The organism is Paenibacillus sp. FSL P2-0089, assembly GCF_038595095.1.
GTDB lineage: Bacteria > Bacillota > Bacilli > Paenibacillales > Paenibacillaceae > Paenibacillus_AQ > Paenibacillus_AQ silagei.
The window spans coordinates 4,352,382-4,367,557 of record NZ_CP152006.1 but is presented as its reverse complement, the minus strand read 5'-3'; the positions used below and the strand labels follow the sequence as shown (position 1 = coordinate 4,367,557).

The following is a 15,176-nucleotide window of genomic DNA, read 5'->3' as shown; positions in this document are numbered from 1 at the left end:
TAGGGCGGACTTTTTGACATGCGATTATACATAATTATTAGAATAAATGGATTTATTTATAACTCCGGCTGTAAAAAGCGCTATGGATTTTACTTTATCTATAGGATCGATTTTTTACAGAGGGGGGACTCCATTGCAGACCCAAGCAACCGTAAGTAAGGAGAAAGATAAAGCATCCGGCGGCCATAAACCATACAGCAATCCTCAGGTATTCATTCATCCGGCAGCCGCGAAACAACCGGACCCGGTAGAGATTATCCGGCGTGTCCGCCAGAATCCGGCTTCCTTAAGCCGTGAAGACAAGCTGGCGCTCCAGCGCACACTCGGCAACCGGGCCGTGGTTCAATTGTTATCGAGTCTGAAGGAGGATGGGAAGAAGAAAGAGCAGGCAGATCATGGAACCCAGGCGGCTGGACCAAGTAAGAGCGCGGCCGCAGAAGCCCAGATGGAAGAGCATACGGATTCACCGGAACCGGTGCAAGCAGAAGCAGAGCAAGCAAGCCCTCCGGCTGAAGCCAAGATGCAGAGCAAGGAGGAGCCCGAGGGGCAGGCAGCAAGCGCTGCTGCGTCTGTCACACAAACTAAGCCTGCTAGTGGGGGCAGTTCTTCCGGCCCAGGGACTGTCAAGAAGACGGCAGCGCCCGCCCCTTCAAAGGGGAGAGTGGAGGCCGCTGTAGCGGCGGAACCAGATTCCGCTGCTCCGGCTGCAGAAGAGGCCCGGGAAGAGCCGTCTGCGGGACCGGTACATGCCGGGAAGGCGGAGGAGCCCGCAGCAGCTCAGGGAGGGGATGCGCCGGAGCCAGCCAAGAAGTCCGCCGCCTCCAAAGGTGCTGATGCACCGAAGAAAGCAGCGAAGGAGCCATCGCTCGGAGCAGCACTAGGTGCCTTGGCGGGAGATGGGAAGGAGAAGCCGGCGAAGGGCAAGGCGGTGAAGATCAGCGGTGAAGATCCGGGGCAGATTCTGGATCAGCTGACACAGGTTCAGCCCACAGAGCTGGGGGACGCCTATGCCCAGGCTGTGAGTGTATCCTCTGGTGCCTTCACGAAGCAGACGCAGAAGACTAAGCAAGGGCTGCCTGCTGTTCCAGTGCCGACCGGCTTGAAAGGGAAGGTCCTGCAGGCACGGAAGAAACCGGCTGCGCTGAAGCACACGGTGAAGGAAGGCTTCAAAAGCGAGCGTACTGGCGGGGCTGTTAGTACAGGGAAGCTGGATAAAATGAACATTAGTGCATCCGGTTCCGGGAGCAATCCAGAGGCGATGCTCAGCGAAATCCGCTCCGCAGCCGCCCAGCCGCCGGGAATCAGTATGACCGGGGAGGCAGATCCCTCCCAGATGGAGGGTTTTCATCAGGAGGCCACCCAGCAGGTGAGCGCAGCTAAGCAGGCGGAGGTGAGCCAGATCAAGCAGCCGTTCGGGGAGAATGAGATCTATCCCGAGCCGGATGGCACCGTGGTGAAGGCTGCTGCAGGGCTGAAAGGCGGGCAGGCACCCGGGGGCAAAAAAATGCCCGCACTGGCACTGCCTGCGGATATGACTGCCGGACTGAACCGCAGTCTGGCTCCGGAGATGAAGAAGCAGCTCGGTGCCAAGCAGGCGGAATATAAGAAGGAACAAGCGAAATTCGACAGTAAAGTGCTGGGCTCCAAAGCCGACAGTCAGGCGCAAATCCGGCAGGCCGAGACCGAGGCGAAGAACAAGCAGATCAGCCAGCAGGCCGGAGCCAAAGCAGAAGTCACCCAATTGCAGGGCGAGTGGAAAAAGGAGCTGGATGCTGCCGAGACGGACTATACCAAGCAGGCCGGATCAGCCGCCCAGCAGAAGAAGCAGGAGATCAACAGCGTCCGCACCGACAAAGAGCGGGAAGCCCAGAAGAAGCAGTCTGAAGCAGAGCGGGAAGCGACGCAGGCCTACAGTAAAGCTAAGAAGGAAGCAGACGGCAAGCATGAACAGGAGAAGGCCAAGGAAGAGAAGAAGGGCGGCTTCCTCGGCTGGGTGAAGGGCAAGCTGGAAGCTGTGGTCGAACTCGTCAAGAAAGCAGTCAACTTCATTTTTGAGGGTCTCCGCAAAGCGGTTAAGTTTATTTTTGACAAAGCGAAGCAGGCTGTACTGGGCATCATTGAACTGGGCCGCAAGCTGATTACAACCCTGATCAAGGGACTGGGTGTGCTGCTCAAAAAGCTGGTGTCCGTTGTATTTGCCAAGTTCCCCGGCATTGCAGCCAAGATATGCAGCAAGATTGACGGAGTTGTCAATAAGGCCATTAAAGCGGTCAACCAGCTGGCCCAGAAGCTCAAGACCAAGGTCACTCAGGTGATGGACTTCCTGGCCGCTAAAGTGGATCAGGCGCTGGCAGCAGTGCAGAACTTCTATTCCAAGCTGATCTCAACGCTCGGCAATCTGCTGATTGCGACTTTCCTGGATGTGCTCGTCCGTATAGGGGCGCTCGGGAAGGCGGCGAAGCGTTCATTCAGCCATCTGGAAGGGAAGATGTGGGAGTATCTGCTAGGAGTAGATATTTCCAAGCCAATGGGGGCTGGAGCAGCAGAAGGCGGAGCTGTAGAGCAGACGGACGGCGCAGGACCGGCAGCGGATGAAAAGCTGACCGCCGAAGATATTGAGATGGAATCGGTGGAGCAGGGTGAAATGGACCCTGCACTGGTGCAGGAGGCGAACCTGAAGGATGGAGAAACGAAGGAGATATCCGGCAGCCGCGACCCGGCTACAATGGACAGCATTATGGCGGAATTCGACACCGGAGCAGCCAATCAGAGCCTTGGCGGCAAGATCGCAGACGGTGTGAAGCTGCGCGCAGGCAATGCGAAAATGTTGTTTGACCAAATTAAATCATTTGTAATAAAATGGATGAAGGCCCATGGATTACAGCTGCTTGCGGGTATAGCGGGAGCATTAGTGGCTGTTAGCGCTGCTTTTGTCGTCACGGGCGGGGCTATTACGGTGCTGATTCCCCCGATCATTAATATTATCACGGTTGTGATGCAGGCTCAGGCAATTGTTTCTATTGCGCAAGCCTTAGCGCAAGCTGCCGGCTACATCGGCACCTACCTGAGCCAGGGCTGGCAGAAGATGATCGAACCTGCCGCGATTGCGCTCGCTACTGCACTGGCGATGGGACTGGTTGAGCTGGCGATGGCGGGTGGCTTCAAAGCTGTCGGAGCCAACCTCAAGAAAGCCGGACAAGCTGTCAAGAAGGGCGTCGGAGCGGCAGCCAGCGGGGTGAAGAACGTTGTAGGCGCAGGAGCCAAAGGCATCAAGAGCCTGCTGAAATCCGGAGCCAAGCTGGCCTCCAGGAGCGGCAGCATGATCATACGTAATGGTAAAATCGTGATCAAGAGCCTGCAAAAAGGGCTTATGAAGGGGGCCAAAAATCTCCGGGGCCTGCTGGACCGGATTCTGCAAAAGTTCAAGTTCAAGAAGTTTAAGCTGGTGCGCAAGGGCAAGCATATCCGTCTGTATGGCGAGGTTAATCCTTGGGTGTTGCTGATTGATGGGACTATGCAGGAGATCGATGAGAAGCAACTTGAGAAGCGATTAAAAGAGCTGGAACTCGATGGTAAGAAGCCGATTAAGCTTAGTGATGCAGAATATAGCAAACTCAGTAAGCTAGAAGATACAGAGCTAAAAAAAATCTCTATGAATGCAGATGGGGATAAAGATAAGATTGATTTTGATAGCTTTGAGGACCCGAGTGATGTTATTAACCAAAGGGCGAAGAAAGCAGGACTTGATTTATCACCGAAGTCTAGCCCCTATAAGCAATTGGGATATAGGACAAAGAAAAAATTCAATAAAAAGGTTGATAATAGAACAATAACTAAAGAAGAGTGGAAAAGACTTCAATGGAATAAAAGACTCGATTCAAGAAGGGATGAAGGGGTGCAAAAATTCTGGGATCAGGAAAGAGCAAGAATTAGGAATGGTGAGCAAACAACTCGTGAATGGTCGCAAGAACAAATAAATGATATTTTAAATGATAAAGCACCCACTTTTAATGGGAAAACTATTACAGGACATCATGCTTATTCAGTTTCTAAGAATCCCCATCTAGCAGACAAAGGAGAGATTATATATCCGGCAACGTTTAAAGAACATTTAAAACGTTGGCATGGAAATTCATATCGTAAGAGTTTACCTGGTAAACCAATGAATCCGCAATTCCCAGAGGAATTTTAGAATAAAATATATATTTGAGGTGAGGTATTTTGTCCACATATTCTTTATTACTGGATTCAAATATAAGCGGTAAATTGTTAATGACAACCAAAAAACATGTGAACTTATCCCTTCATGAAATTAAATTTAACAGCATGAATCATATACCGATAATGATTGTAAATCGTAGAAACAAAGAGGAACTGGAGGTAATGAAAAATTTAGTCCAGGTATTATCAACACATCAATCAAAATTTAGGATTCTTAAACAAACTGAAGACGGGGTAGAAGAGTTACCACTTGAAATGTTCATGAATAGCTTTGAACTATCACGCCAAATTGCACAGGAGAGAGAACGATTGGATGCAATATTGCTAAAAGAGGACGATGAAGTTTAATAATATAATCTATTTATGGAAATGTTTTTAAGTGTTTATTAATAAACTCAATAATGCTATTCCGTTAAATCAAAAAGGTCAATTATGGTCAAAAACTACCATTATTGACCTTTTTTTATTATATTTATTTTATTTCTTTTTTTAACATTCACGAAAAATCCAATCTGATAAAATGAAAGTAATAGAAATATATGCTATTCTTTTATTTTTAAGTAATCTTATTACAAAAAAATCATCATTCCCCCTCGCCCCCAGTTGTAATCCCCCTCCCAAAACTTACTTTATATATGAACAAGAAAATATAGAGTGAGGACAGAACTGCCGATGAAATTCAAAAAATTGGCTAGAGGCTATCGAAAGGAAACAGCGGAGGCTGCTGACCGTGTGGAACGGGTCGAAGCAGCCGAGCTTGGCGCAGGCGCTGCTGCTGCTTCCGCATATGAAGCAGCAGCTTCTGAAGAAATATCCAGAGCACCAGTTTCCCGACAGGAGAGCAGCGAACCCGCTCCGCCCTACAGCTCCAACCAAGAACATCTCGCAGAAGAGCTGCAACTGCTGGAGCTCCGGCTTAAGCTCAGGTACCTTGCGGGACCGAAGCCGCACGCAGAGCTGGAGCTGGTGGACGAGGAGATCCGCAGTCTGCTGGATGTCCAGCCAGAAGATGAGCGTTACATCAATCTATTAACAGCGGAAATTGCTCATTTGGAACGGCAGATTGCTGCCAGATTGAAGGCAAGCTTCTACCCGTCCGCAGGGCAGGCATCCAGTCCCGCACCCAGGCTCATGCTCCCGGAGGTGGCTTCAGCACTTAACCTGTCGGGGTTGGAGGTAAGCATTCTGGTCGCTTGTCTGGCGCCTGAGCTGGACAGCAAGTATGGGCGAATCTATGCCTACCTGCAGAATGATATGTCGGACAAGCGCCCTTTGGTTGCTTTGGTCCTGGAAGTATTCGCCGGGGCAGAGGATGAGCGGCAGGCGGCCCGTCTGCTGTTCGATGCGAATGCGCCGCTGATGAAGCTGCTGCTGGAGCGAAGAGGGGAGTACGGTGACAGCCGCATTCCGTTAATCGCCCGGCCGCTGAAGCTGGAGGATTGGGCGGTGAATCTGCTGCTCGGCTATGAGGTGCTGGATGAACGTCTGACGAAGGCGGCGAAGCTTAGCACTGTGCCCCTTCCGCAGCAGTCCCGTTTCCCGGCTGAGCTGGAGCAGAAGCTGTTGCGGTTCGTGAGGCATTACAGCAGCAGCGGTGCTGGCAGCTCTCGCAGCCTGCTATACGTCAGCGGGCCGGACGAGGCCGTGAAGCTCGGAGGTATCCGCGAGGTCTGCGGCACCCTGGGACTCTCTGTGCTGGTTGCCGATCTGGAGAAGCTGCTGCGCCCTGAGGCTGATTTCAGCGAAATGCTGAGATTGCTTGGACGGCATGCGCTGCTGATGAAGACGGCCCTCTGCTTCACCGGCTTCGACAGCCTGGTGACAGAGGATGACCGCTACAGCCTGCAGATCCGGCTCCTCATGGAGATGCTGGCAGACTGTGCACCGCTGACGTTCATCCTTGGAGAAGCGCAGTGGGGAATCAGCTTCACCGGAATTCCGCTGAACTTCATGCAGATCAACTTGCCCTTTCCGGATGCAGCGGCCCGCAAGGCGGCGTGGACAGCCTTCGGCCAGAAGTATAAGCTGTCTCCGCAGATGGAACTGGATGAAGTCAGCGGCAGCTTCCGCTTCACTTCAAGCCAGATCCGGGCCGCGCTGAACGGGAGTGAGAACATCGCCGTCTGGAATGGCTCCAGGGAGAAGGGGATTAGCACGAAGGATCTCTATCAAGCCTGTTACTTCCAGTCCAGCCGCAGAATTCAGGCACTGGCCTCGAAGGTCCAGGCCATGTATACCTGGGACATGCTGGTGCTTCCCGAAGAGCAGTTGAATCAGCTGAAGGAAATCTGCCGCCAGGTGAAATACCGCGCGCTCGTCTATGGGGAGTGGGGCTTTGCGGGACGGCTGTCGCTCGGAAGAGGGCTGAACATCCTGTTCTCGGGGCCGCCGGGCTCCGGGAAGACAATGGCCGCTGAGGTGATTGCGACTGAGCTGAGTCTGGAAATCTACAAGATCGATGTCTCGCAGATTGTGAGCAAGTATATCGGAGAGACCGAGAAGAATCTGTCGCGGATTTTTGATGAAGCGGAGACCTCGAACGCCATTCTCTTCTTCGACGAAGCGGATGCCTTGTTCGGCAAGCGTTCTGAGGTCAAGGATGCGCATGACCGGTACGCGAATGTGGAGATCAGCTACCTGCTGCAGAAGATGGAGGAGTACACGGGAATTGTGATTCTGGCGACCAACCTGAATCAGAATCTGGACGATGCTTTTGCCCGCAGGCTGCACTTCAAGCTGGAATTCCCGTTCCCGGAGGAGCAGCAGCGCGGCCGGATCTGGCAGGGAATGTTCCCGGCGGGAGCGCCGCTTGATGCCGGCCTGGATTACGATTTCATGGCAGAGAAGTTTATTCTGGCCGGAGGCAACATCAAGAACATTGCCTTGAATGCAGCCTTTTATGCGGCTCATGAGGGCTGTTCGATCGGGATGAAGCAGATCATGTTGGCGGCCAAGCGGGAGTATCTGAAGCTGGGCAGAACCTTTTTGCAATCGGATTATGCGCCCTATCACACACTGATCGAGGTGAAATAAGCATGGCCGTGGATACAGGTACGGTAATAAGAGATGTCAGCACCAGCCTGAAGGCGCTACTGAAGGCGCATGTGCCTGAGCTGAACGATGACAGCTTCATCAGCTTCGGCTCTCCGAGTGACATTGACAGCTCAACGATGAAGCTCTCAATGTGTTTGTATTATTTGAGCCATAGCCCAAGTATGCGCAACAGTGAGAAGGAAGAGACTGGCGGCAAGAATGAGTTCATGTATCCGCCGGCTTATCTGGATTTGTACTATCTGCTCACACCTTATGCCAAGGACAGGGAGACTGAGCAGCTGATCCTGGGCCGGATCTTTCAGCTGTTCCATGAGCATCCGGTGCTTAGCGGCAGCGATCTGCGGGGGAACCTGGCCGAATGCGGCAATGAGAAAATCCGGATCTCCTATAACAACCTGACGATTCAGGATATCAAGCAGCTGTGGGAAGTATTCCCCGGGAAGCCGGCTAAGGTGAGCCTGTCCTATCTGGTGTCGCCGGTACGGCTGCCTGCGGATAAGACGATCCTGATCCCACGGGTTGAGGTGAAAGAGCTGGGCGTTCATCCCCTGTAGTCAGGCTGGCAGAGACTGCTTCTGTGAAGGGAGTGATTCATGGAGGGAATGACATGCAAGGCACCCGTACAAGCGGATATTCCGCAGACAAAGGCAGCTGTGCCTAACCGGATTGTATAAACACTGTTTACACTGCAGTTTATGCACACGGAGCCAGTTTCGCCGAAGGTTTCTTTCAGAAGCAGAAGCTAATTCAACTTTTTTAGGAGGGTAAGAGATGGCAAATTATTTATCGCCAGGCGTGTATGTGGAGGAAGTCTCAAGCGGGGTCAAGCCGATTGCCGGTGTGGGCACCTCAGTCGGGGCCTTCGTCGGGATCGCAGAAAAAGGGGTCATCGGCAAAGCGGTACTGGTTACCAACTGGAGCCAGTTCGTCAATGAGTTCGGCCAGTTTATTCCAAATGGCTATCTGGCTTATGCCGTGTATAACTTTTTTGCGGAAGGAGGCACCTCCTGCTACGTAGTGAGAGCGGCATCCACCGATATCCGGCCGGCTTCGCTTGTGGTTCGCGATACCGATAATCTGGATTTATTCAAAGTAGTTGCACGTTCGGAAGGGGAGTGGGGCAACCGGATTTCGGTCAAGATCAGCCCGTCCTCTAACAAGCAGCAATTTGGCTTCAAGATGATTGTGCAGTATCTGCTGGACAGTGATTTCAATGATGAATACAGCGGAGAAGACGAAGAGGGCAAAATCGTCGAAATCTTCGACAACATGCTCTTGATCAATTTTGAAGAAAAGGTGAATCAGGTATCCGCCTTCGTCAGTGTGAAGCCGCTGGTGGACCTGACCATTCTGGAGAATATGGAGAAAACGCCGGCGTTCAATGAAACAGCCCTGTCCCTCAGCGGCGGTGTGAACGGGATGTCCCCGATTGATTTCCTGGGGGATGCGGTCAAGCGGGCCGGTATCCACGCGTTCGATACGATTGACGGCATCAACATTGTAGCGGCTCCAGACCTTGCAGATATGGCGTACAGCCGGGGCACCATCCTGGATATGCTGAATTATTGCAAGCTGAGAAAAGACTGCATCTTCATCGTAGATCCTCCGCATGGCTTAAGTCCGCTGGAGGTCAAGGATTTCAAGGAGGGGGCGGGCGATTATTCGGGCAATTCATTCAATACGTCCTACGGCGCCCTGTACTATCCTTGGGTCTATATTAACGATCCGCTGACCGGGAAGCAGAAGCTTGTGCCGCCGTCCGGGGCAATTGCCGGTACGTATGCCTATGTCGATGCCGTACGCGGTGTCCACAAAGCACCGGCAGGCACCAACGACGGCTATCTGGACTCCGTAGTCGGTATTGAGAAGATCATTACCAAGGCGGAGCAGGAGCTGCTGAATCCAGGCGGCATCAACGTGATCCGCTCCTTGCCGGAAGGCATCTGTGTCTGGGGAGCCAGAACGCTGTCCGCGGATTCGGAATGGAGCTACGTCAACGTCCGGCGGCTGATGATGTACATTGAAGAATCGCTGGATGAGGGCAGCCAGTGGGTCGTGTTTGAACCGAATGATCCGAGCCTGTGGGGCAAAGTCAAACGCAATCTCACCGCCTTCCTGACCCGTGTATGGAGAGACGGTGCGCTCTACGGAACTACGCAGGAAGAGGCCTTCTTCGTCAAAGTGGACGAGGAGAACAACCCGCCTGCCGTGCGGGATGCCGGCCAGCTGATTATCGAAGTGGGTGTAGCCCCGGTCAAACCGGCTGAATTCGTAGTCATCCGGGTCAGCCAGAAGACCTTATCCAAATAAGAGATTGAGAGGAGATTTATCCTATGGCAACCGGCAAAAGATTAGACCCTTACCGCAATTACCGCTTCCGCGTTGTAATTGACGGCATTCAGACCGCAGCCTTCGCAGACGCAACGATACCGGATACATCCACAGAGGCTGTGGACTACCGGGAGGGCATCGATGCCCCGCATGCACGCAAGCTGTCGGGCTTGACCAAATTCGGGAATATCACTTTGAAAAAAGGTCTGACCGACTCCCTGGAGCTCTACAACTGGCGCAAGTCGATTGAGGATAAAGGCGCGCTGAAGAACCGCAAGAGCTTGTCGATCATCCTGGTGGATGAAGAAGGCAATGACAAGGCGCAGTGGGATATCCTCGAAGCCTGGCCGATCAAGTATGATGTCAGCGCCCTTAGCGCCAAAGGCAACGAGGTCTCTGTCGAGTCGATGGAGCTGGTGCATGAAGGGGTACGCAGAGTGAAATAGCTTCCCGCCCTTCGTCATCGTCACTGTGGATGTGATGCGATACGCCAAAACATAAGATGGACGGTATGGACATCATATTCATGGCTGGGATGCCGGAAGGAAGCGAAGACATGAGGATGGTCTAGAGGAGGAAGTGAGGGAGATCATGGAATTATTACAAACTGAATTCAGCTTCACCCTGCCCAAAGGGTACGTGGATGAAGCGGGCACGCTGCATAAGCAGGGGACCATGCGTCTGGCTACCGCAGCCGATGAGATTACACCGCTACGGGATTCCAGGGTTCAGCAGAACCCTGCGTATCTGACAGTCATTCTGCTCTCCAGAGTGGTCACCGGACTGGGCGGGCTGGGCATGATTACACCGAGAGTCATCGAAGAATTGTATACCTCGGATTTCGCTTATCTGCAGGATCTGTATAACCGGATTAACCAGAACGGAAGTAATGCGGTTCATGCGCAGTGCCCCAAATGCGAGCAGCGCTTCGAGCTTGAACTGGAACCGCCGGGGGAATAGTCGGCTACCCCCTTGACCGCCTCTACGAGGAGGTAGCCTTTCTGACCTACTATCTGCACTGGGACTATACGGCGGTGCTGAACCTGGAGCATGCTGAACGGGACCGCTGGTGCAGTGAAGTCAGCCGGATCAACCAGAAGCTGAGTGGCGGGGAAGAGAAGAAGAACTTCTTTGAGGCTTAGGAGAGGATAACATGAAGGCAAATATGCTAAATATCGGCGCGAAAAGTAGCTGGGTACCCGGGTACCGGGAAGATCCCTTTCTTGCTTATAACTTCATCGTGGAAATTGACGGGATCTCCGTGGCCGGATTCTCTGAGGTCTCAGGCCTCAGCGTGGAGACACAGGTGGAGCGCAAAACCTTCGGCGGTGAGAATCATAAGGAATTTGTATTCCTGGGACCGACCAAATACTCGGATTTGACGCTGAAAAACGGGGTCACGAATGATGAATATCTGTGGAACTGGTATCAGAATGTGGTCAATGGGGTCATCCGGCGGCGTAGCGGGTCCATCTGTCTCTTGGATCATTCCGGCACACCCAAGGTGTGGTGGAACTTCATCGAAGCCTGCCCCATCAAATGGGAAGGGCCGGCGTTCAACGCCAGCAGCAGCGCGGTAGCCGTCGAGAGTCTGGTTCTGACTCATAACGGTCTGTACAGGTACCGGTAATGAGCCGGAGCATTCGGAGCACGGCGGCTCCTGCGAATCAGAAGCAGACCGAGTTCATTCAGTCGATTCTGGCAAAATACGGCCTGACCCGTTGGCGGAGCAAGCTGAAGAGCCTGATCCTGCGGCACAAAACGCTATATGCTGCGGAACCGGAGACATTGCAGCGTACGGACATGGTGACCAACCATATCCATCAGTCATTCTATTATCCGGCAGTAACGGGGAAGAACAATCCCGGACCGGCAAGCCGCATCCTGCTCATTACTCAAAGCAGGAGCACGGCTGGACTTAGCGCTCCATCTGCTTCTCCTGGTCAAGCTGAGGAATTACGGAGCGGACTTCATTCAGCAGCAGGACGACTTAACTCCGTACAGGTGCTGCAAGAGAGAGTCTCGCAGCATAGAAGCAATCAACATCAGCTAACAACGGAGTATCGCATTCAAAATACAGCGCTTCATCCGGCTGAACCTGTAGCTGCTCATCCAGCCGGAGCAAGACAGGTACAAGTCTCTGCGCCGTCCGGGTCGTCTGTTCTGAAGACGCAGCCTCCAGGCGTTACAACCGAAAGAAGCCAGGGAGACAGGCAGAACAGAGGCGATCTGCCGACTGCTTCTGTCCTTCCAGGGCAGCAGGACAGGATGACAGGCAGACCAGCCCATGCAGTCCATCGTCATGAGCAGCTGGTGCAGGTGATGCAGCTGCTGCGGACCTATGGCCTTAAGCAAGAAGGGGAGACTGGAGCCGATACGCAGCCCTTAGGGCAGCAGGCAAGGCATCCGGTACCGGCACAAGCATTGAAGCATATACGGGAGGCCGTCTCAGGCTCAGCCGGGACCGCTGTGGAAGCACAGCTTAAGACTCCCACCCTCAGCTTCAAGCCCGATAATCTGCTGCTTCCGCATTCCAGCGTAAATACCAGTCTTCAGCTCGGCTTAGGTCAGCAGCTGACGGCAACGCTTGAACAGCTGGAGAGCAGGCAGGAGCTTCTGAGCCCGCTGCTCGCTGCCGTTGGTACGGTTCATCTGAGGCAGCCGATGAAGTCATTGCAGCTGGCGCAGCCGCATATCTTACTGCCGCTTGGGGACACGTCAGGTGTACCAGATGCGGCCAAGCGGACGGCTTCCGCGCGAATGGCCGCAGTCGGAGGCCGGACAGCTCCAAGAGGGCCGGGGCCTGGGGCGCCGGTGGAGGCCAGCCTGATCTACGCTGCGGACCGGACGGAGCTTCCGTCTGCCCCGCAGCGAAGAAGGCCGGGCAGTCCGCTTAGGGGGGATGGCCATGCTTATGAACCGGACCTTCAGCCTGCCGCCAGCCATAGCCGCCTGGTGCTGCGGAAGCCTGAAGCGCCCCGCGCGGCTCTGCCGGAGCCCATGCAGCAGCAGCTGGAGCGGGTGCTGCAGGAACAGGCGGCCCAGGCTCCGGCGCAGACCTTCACCAAGGCCGTTCCGCCGCCGGCCATGAATGCAGCAGAGCTGAATCAGCTGGCTGAGCGGGTATATCAGGTGCTGGAGAAGAGAATGGCAATACGCAAGGATCGGAGGGGGCTAAGATAATGGCGGAGAAAGCGAAGATCATTCCTCTGGATTTGCCCGTGGGTGCCATTGAGGTGATGTTTAACCCCAATGAGTACACCGTTTCTTTTGAAGGCAAATATACCGGGGAGAAGAACAATAAGCAGTTCCAGATTACAGAGACACCGGAGTTCAAGGTCTCCTTGTTCTACGATACCTATGAGCAGCGCAAGGATGTCCGCAAGAAGACCCGGCAGCTGACCTCGCTGCTTGATCCCAAGGTCAGCGGCAAAAGCACGAAAAAACCGCCGGTCTGCATGTTCGTCTGGGGCGGCTTCACCTACCGCGGCCTGCTGAGCAAGATTGAGCAGAAGTTCACGATGTTCATGGATAACGGCACGCCTGTCCGCTCGCTGCTGGATGTGACCTTTATTACGGATGAGCCGGACAAGTCGGTGGAGGACAGCCAGGGCCTGAATGCCTGCCGGAAGCTGTGGGTGGTCAAAAGCGGGGACCGGCTCGATCTCATTGCGAATGAGGCGCTGAAGGAGCCGCTGGCCTGGCGCAGAATTGCCGAGCTGAACAGGATCGTCAATCCGGTTGGCTTTCCTGGCAAAAACGATATCGGGAGAACTCTGGTTATCCCGGATTAAGGCGGGGATTGCATGGGCACCAGTGTAGCGAATTACAAAATTGAGCTGAACGGAAGCAAGCTGTCCGCTGAACTGACAGCGGCGGTGGAAGGCGTCACGCTGGAGGATGAGCTTAATCTGCCGGCGGTATTTTCCATCCAGATGAATATGGTGAATGCCGGAAGCGGCATGTGGCGGGGAACGGATCTGACGAGCCTTAAGCCGGGCGATCAGCTGAAGCTCTCCCTTGGACTCGACCAGCCGGAGCCAATGATCAGCGGGGAGATTACCTCGCTGGATCTGAACTTCGCGGAGCATTCGGTGCTGGATATCCGCGGATATGATCTGCTGCACAGGCTGCGTATGGGGACGAGGAGCAAAGCTTTTCTGAAGAAGAAGGATAGTGACATTGCTGCGGAAATCGCCAAGGAGCATGGACTGACCCCTGTGGTAGAGGATACCGGAACGGTGTATCCCTACCTCTTCCAGAATAATCAGAGCAACTACGAATTTCTGCTGGAGCGGGCAGCCCTGCTCGATTATGAGCTGTTCACGGCAGACAAGAAGCTGCATTTCGTCAAGTCGCGGTCTGTGAAGGCCCCGGTGCTGCCGGAGATGAGCTTCAAGAAGGATTTTGAACGGCTGAATCTGGAACTTAGGGCTCTTACCCGGGGTAGTAAAGTGACGCTTAAGGGCTGGGATGTGAAGGAGAAGAAGGAGCTTGAGGCCATCGCTAAGAGCGGGGAAGAGACGACCAGAATGGGCGGGAAGGAAGGCGGCTTCTCGATCAGCACCGCAGCGGTCGGGGAATCACCGATTACGATTATGGCCGAGAATCTGCTGGATATGAACGAAGCTAAGGTGCTGGCCGCCGCCGCTTACAACAGCCGCCTGCGAGAGTTCATTGCCGGGGAAGGCATGTGCTGGGGGAACCCTAAGCTCCGGGCGGGGCAGACTGTGAAGCTGATGGGTCTGGGCGAGCGCTTCAGCGGCATTTATTACATTGTAGCTACAGTTCACAAGATCGACAGCAAGGGCTATACCACGACGTTCAAGGTGAAGAGGACTGGCCTATGAGTGAAGGACCCGGAATTAGCAATTTTATGGACAGCATCATGAATGAGGGACGGATTTTCGGTGTAATGGTGGGGATTGTCATCAATAATGACTCGGCGAACCATGCGGATAAGCCTGGGCCCGGACGGGTGAAGGTGAAGATCCCGCTGATGGGGATGCCGGAATCCAACTGGGCGCGTATGGCGTCCTGGATGGCCGGAAAGGAGCGGGGAGCCTTTTGCCTGCCGGAGGTGGAGGATGAGGTACTGGTAGCCTTTGAGAACGGGGATGTCAACCGCCCTTATATCATTGGCTCCTTGTGGAATGGACAAGACCTGCCGCCGGAGACCAACAAGGACGGCAAGAATAATATCCGCCTGTTCAAATCCCGCAGCGGGCATGTTCTGCAGTTCGCCGACACCAAGGGGGAAGAGAGCATCACGCTTACCTCCGCCAAGGGCCACGTAATTAAGCTGGATGACAAGGGCGGCGCGGAGCAGATCCGGATTAGCGACAAATCAGGCAAGAACCGGATCATCCTGGATACCAAGGCGAATAAGGTGTCGGTATCCGCCGGTGCGGATATTGAAATCTCGGCGGGAGGCAAGCTGGCCCTGTCCGCCAAATCCATTGAAATGAAATCATCGGCGGGCACCGCCATCGAAGCCTCGGCCGGGATGGAGGTCAAAGCCGCCGCAAGTATGACGATCAAAGGGGCTACGGTCAACATTAATTAGAGAG

The 15,176-nt window shown here is 53.9% G+C and carries 13 protein-coding genes; all 13 read left to right on the top strand.

Features of this window, described 5'->3' with window-relative positions:
* Positions 1 to 133: 133 nt before the first annotated feature.
* Complete coding sequence (locus NST69_RS18280; RefSeq protein ID WP_342546746.1) at positions 134 to 4,192, top strand: HNH endonuclease; 4,059 nt, start codon at positions 134 to 136, stop codon at positions 4,190 to 4,192.
* An 80-nt stretch (positions 4,193 to 4,272) separates the two neighbouring features.
* Positions 4,273 to 4,569: a hypothetical protein gene (locus NST69_RS18275; RefSeq protein WP_342546744.1), complete on the top strand. Its 297-nt coding sequence runs from the start codon at positions 4,273 to 4,275 to the stop codon at positions 4,567 to 4,569.
* Positions 4,570 to 4,893: 324 nt separating this feature from the next.
* Entirely contained in the window at positions 4,894 to 7,254 is a 2,361-nt protein-coding gene (locus NST69_RS18270) for an ATP-binding protein (protein ID WP_342546743.1), read from the top strand.
* Positions 7,255 to 7,256: 2 nt separating this feature from the next.
* Positions 7,257 to 7,829 (top strand): DUF4255 domain-containing protein, encoded by a 573-nt coding sequence (locus NST69_RS18265; protein WP_036733350.1) that lies wholly within the window; start codon positions 7,257 to 7,259, stop codon positions 7,827 to 7,829.
* Between the two features lie 217 nt (positions 7,830 to 8,046).
* Positions 8,047 to 9,585, top strand: coding sequence for a phage tail sheath C-terminal domain-containing protein (locus NST69_RS18260; protein ID WP_342546742.1), 1,539 nt, complete (start codon positions 8,047 to 8,049; stop codon positions 9,583 to 9,585).
* A gap of 23 nt (positions 9,586 to 9,608) precedes the next feature.
* A complete protein-coding gene (locus NST69_RS18255) occupies positions 9,609 to 10,052 on the top strand; it encodes a phage tail protein (protein ID WP_019910188.1) in 444 nt (147 codons plus the stop codon).
* Positions 10,053 to 10,197: 145 nt separating this feature from the next.
* On the top strand, positions 10,198 to 10,566 hold the full coding sequence (locus NST69_RS18250; RefSeq protein ID WP_036701224.1) for a hypothetical protein: 369 nt from the start codon (positions 10,198 to 10,200) through the stop codon (positions 10,564 to 10,566).
* On the top strand, positions 10,563 to 10,748 hold the full coding sequence (locus NST69_RS18245) for a DUF6760 family protein (protein ID WP_076083189.1): 186 nt from the start codon (positions 10,563 to 10,565) through the stop codon (positions 10,746 to 10,748). The genes NST69_RS18250 and NST69_RS18245 overlap by 4 nt, the downstream gene beginning before the upstream one ends.
* An 11-nt stretch (positions 10,749 to 10,759) precedes the next feature.
* Positions 10,760 to 11,236, top strand: a complete 477-nt coding sequence (locus tag NST69_RS18240; RefSeq protein ID WP_036733355.1) for a phage tail protein — start codon at positions 10,760 to 10,762, stop codon at positions 11,234 to 11,236.
* Complete coding sequence (locus NST69_RS18235; RefSeq protein ID WP_342546737.1) at positions 11,236 to 12,789, top strand: hypothetical protein; 1,554 nt, start codon at positions 11,236 to 11,238, stop codon at positions 12,787 to 12,789. Before NST69_RS18240 ends, NST69_RS18235 begins: the two co-directional genes overlap by 1 nt.
* Entirely contained in the window at positions 12,789 to 13,400 is a 612-nt protein-coding gene (locus NST69_RS18230) for a LysM peptidoglycan-binding domain-containing protein (RefSeq protein ID WP_036733360.1), read from the top strand. The genes NST69_RS18235 and NST69_RS18230 overlap by 1 nt, the downstream gene beginning before the upstream one ends.
* A 12-nt stretch (positions 13,401 to 13,412) precedes the next feature.
* On the top strand, positions 13,413 to 14,456 hold the full coding sequence (locus NST69_RS18225) for a hypothetical protein (RefSeq protein WP_342546735.1): 1,044 nt from the start codon (positions 13,413 to 13,415) through the stop codon (positions 14,454 to 14,456).
* Positions 14,453 to 15,172, top strand: coding sequence for a phage baseplate assembly protein V (locus NST69_RS18220; protein ID WP_209992563.1), 720 nt, complete (start codon positions 14,453 to 14,455; stop codon positions 15,170 to 15,172). Before NST69_RS18225 ends, NST69_RS18220 begins: the two co-directional genes overlap by 4 nt.
* The last annotated feature ends 4 nt before the right edge of the window (positions 15,173 to 15,176 follow it).

Bases quoted from the DNA above. Each gene is read 5' to 3' on its own strand.
- NST69_RS18250 (WP_036701224.1), top strand. From the start codon at position 10,198: ATGGAATTATTACAAACTGAATTCAGCTTCACCCTGCCCAAAGGGTAC.
- NST69_RS18275 (WP_342546744.1), top strand. From the start codon at position 4,273: ATGACAACCAAAAAACATGTGAACTTATCCCTTCATGAAATTAAATTT.
- NST69_RS18220 (WP_209992563.1), top strand. From the start codon at position 14,453: ATGAGTGAAGGACCCGGAATTAGCAATTTTATGGACAGCATCATGAAT.
- NST69_RS18240 (WP_036733355.1), top strand. From the start codon at position 10,760: ATGAAGGCAAATATGCTAAATATCGGCGCGAAAAGTAGCTGGGTACCC.
- NST69_RS18255 (WP_019910188.1), top strand. From the start codon at position 9,609: ATGGCAACCGGCAAAAGATTAGACCCTTACCGCAATTACCGCTTCCGC.
- NST69_RS18230 (WP_036733360.1), top strand. From the start codon at position 12,789: ATGGCGGAGAAAGCGAAGATCATTCCTCTGGATTTGCCCGTGGGTGCC.
- NST69_RS18265 (WP_036733350.1), top strand. From the start codon at position 7,257: ATGGCCGTGGATACAGGTACGGTAATAAGAGATGTCAGCACCAGCCTG.
- NST69_RS18270 (WP_342546743.1), top strand. From the start codon at position 4,894: ATGAAATTCAAAAAATTGGCTAGAGGCTATCGAAAGGAAACAGCGGAG.
- NST69_RS18235 (WP_342546737.1), top strand. From the start codon at position 11,236: ATGAGCCGGAGCATTCGGAGCACGGCGGCTCCTGCGAATCAGAAGCAG.
- NST69_RS18260 (WP_342546742.1), top strand. From the start codon at position 8,047: ATGGCAAATTATTTATCGCCAGGCGTGTATGTGGAGGAAGTCTCAAGC.
- NST69_RS18225 (WP_342546735.1), top strand. From the start codon at position 13,413: ATGGGCACCAGTGTAGCGAATTACAAAATTGAGCTGAACGGAAGCAAG.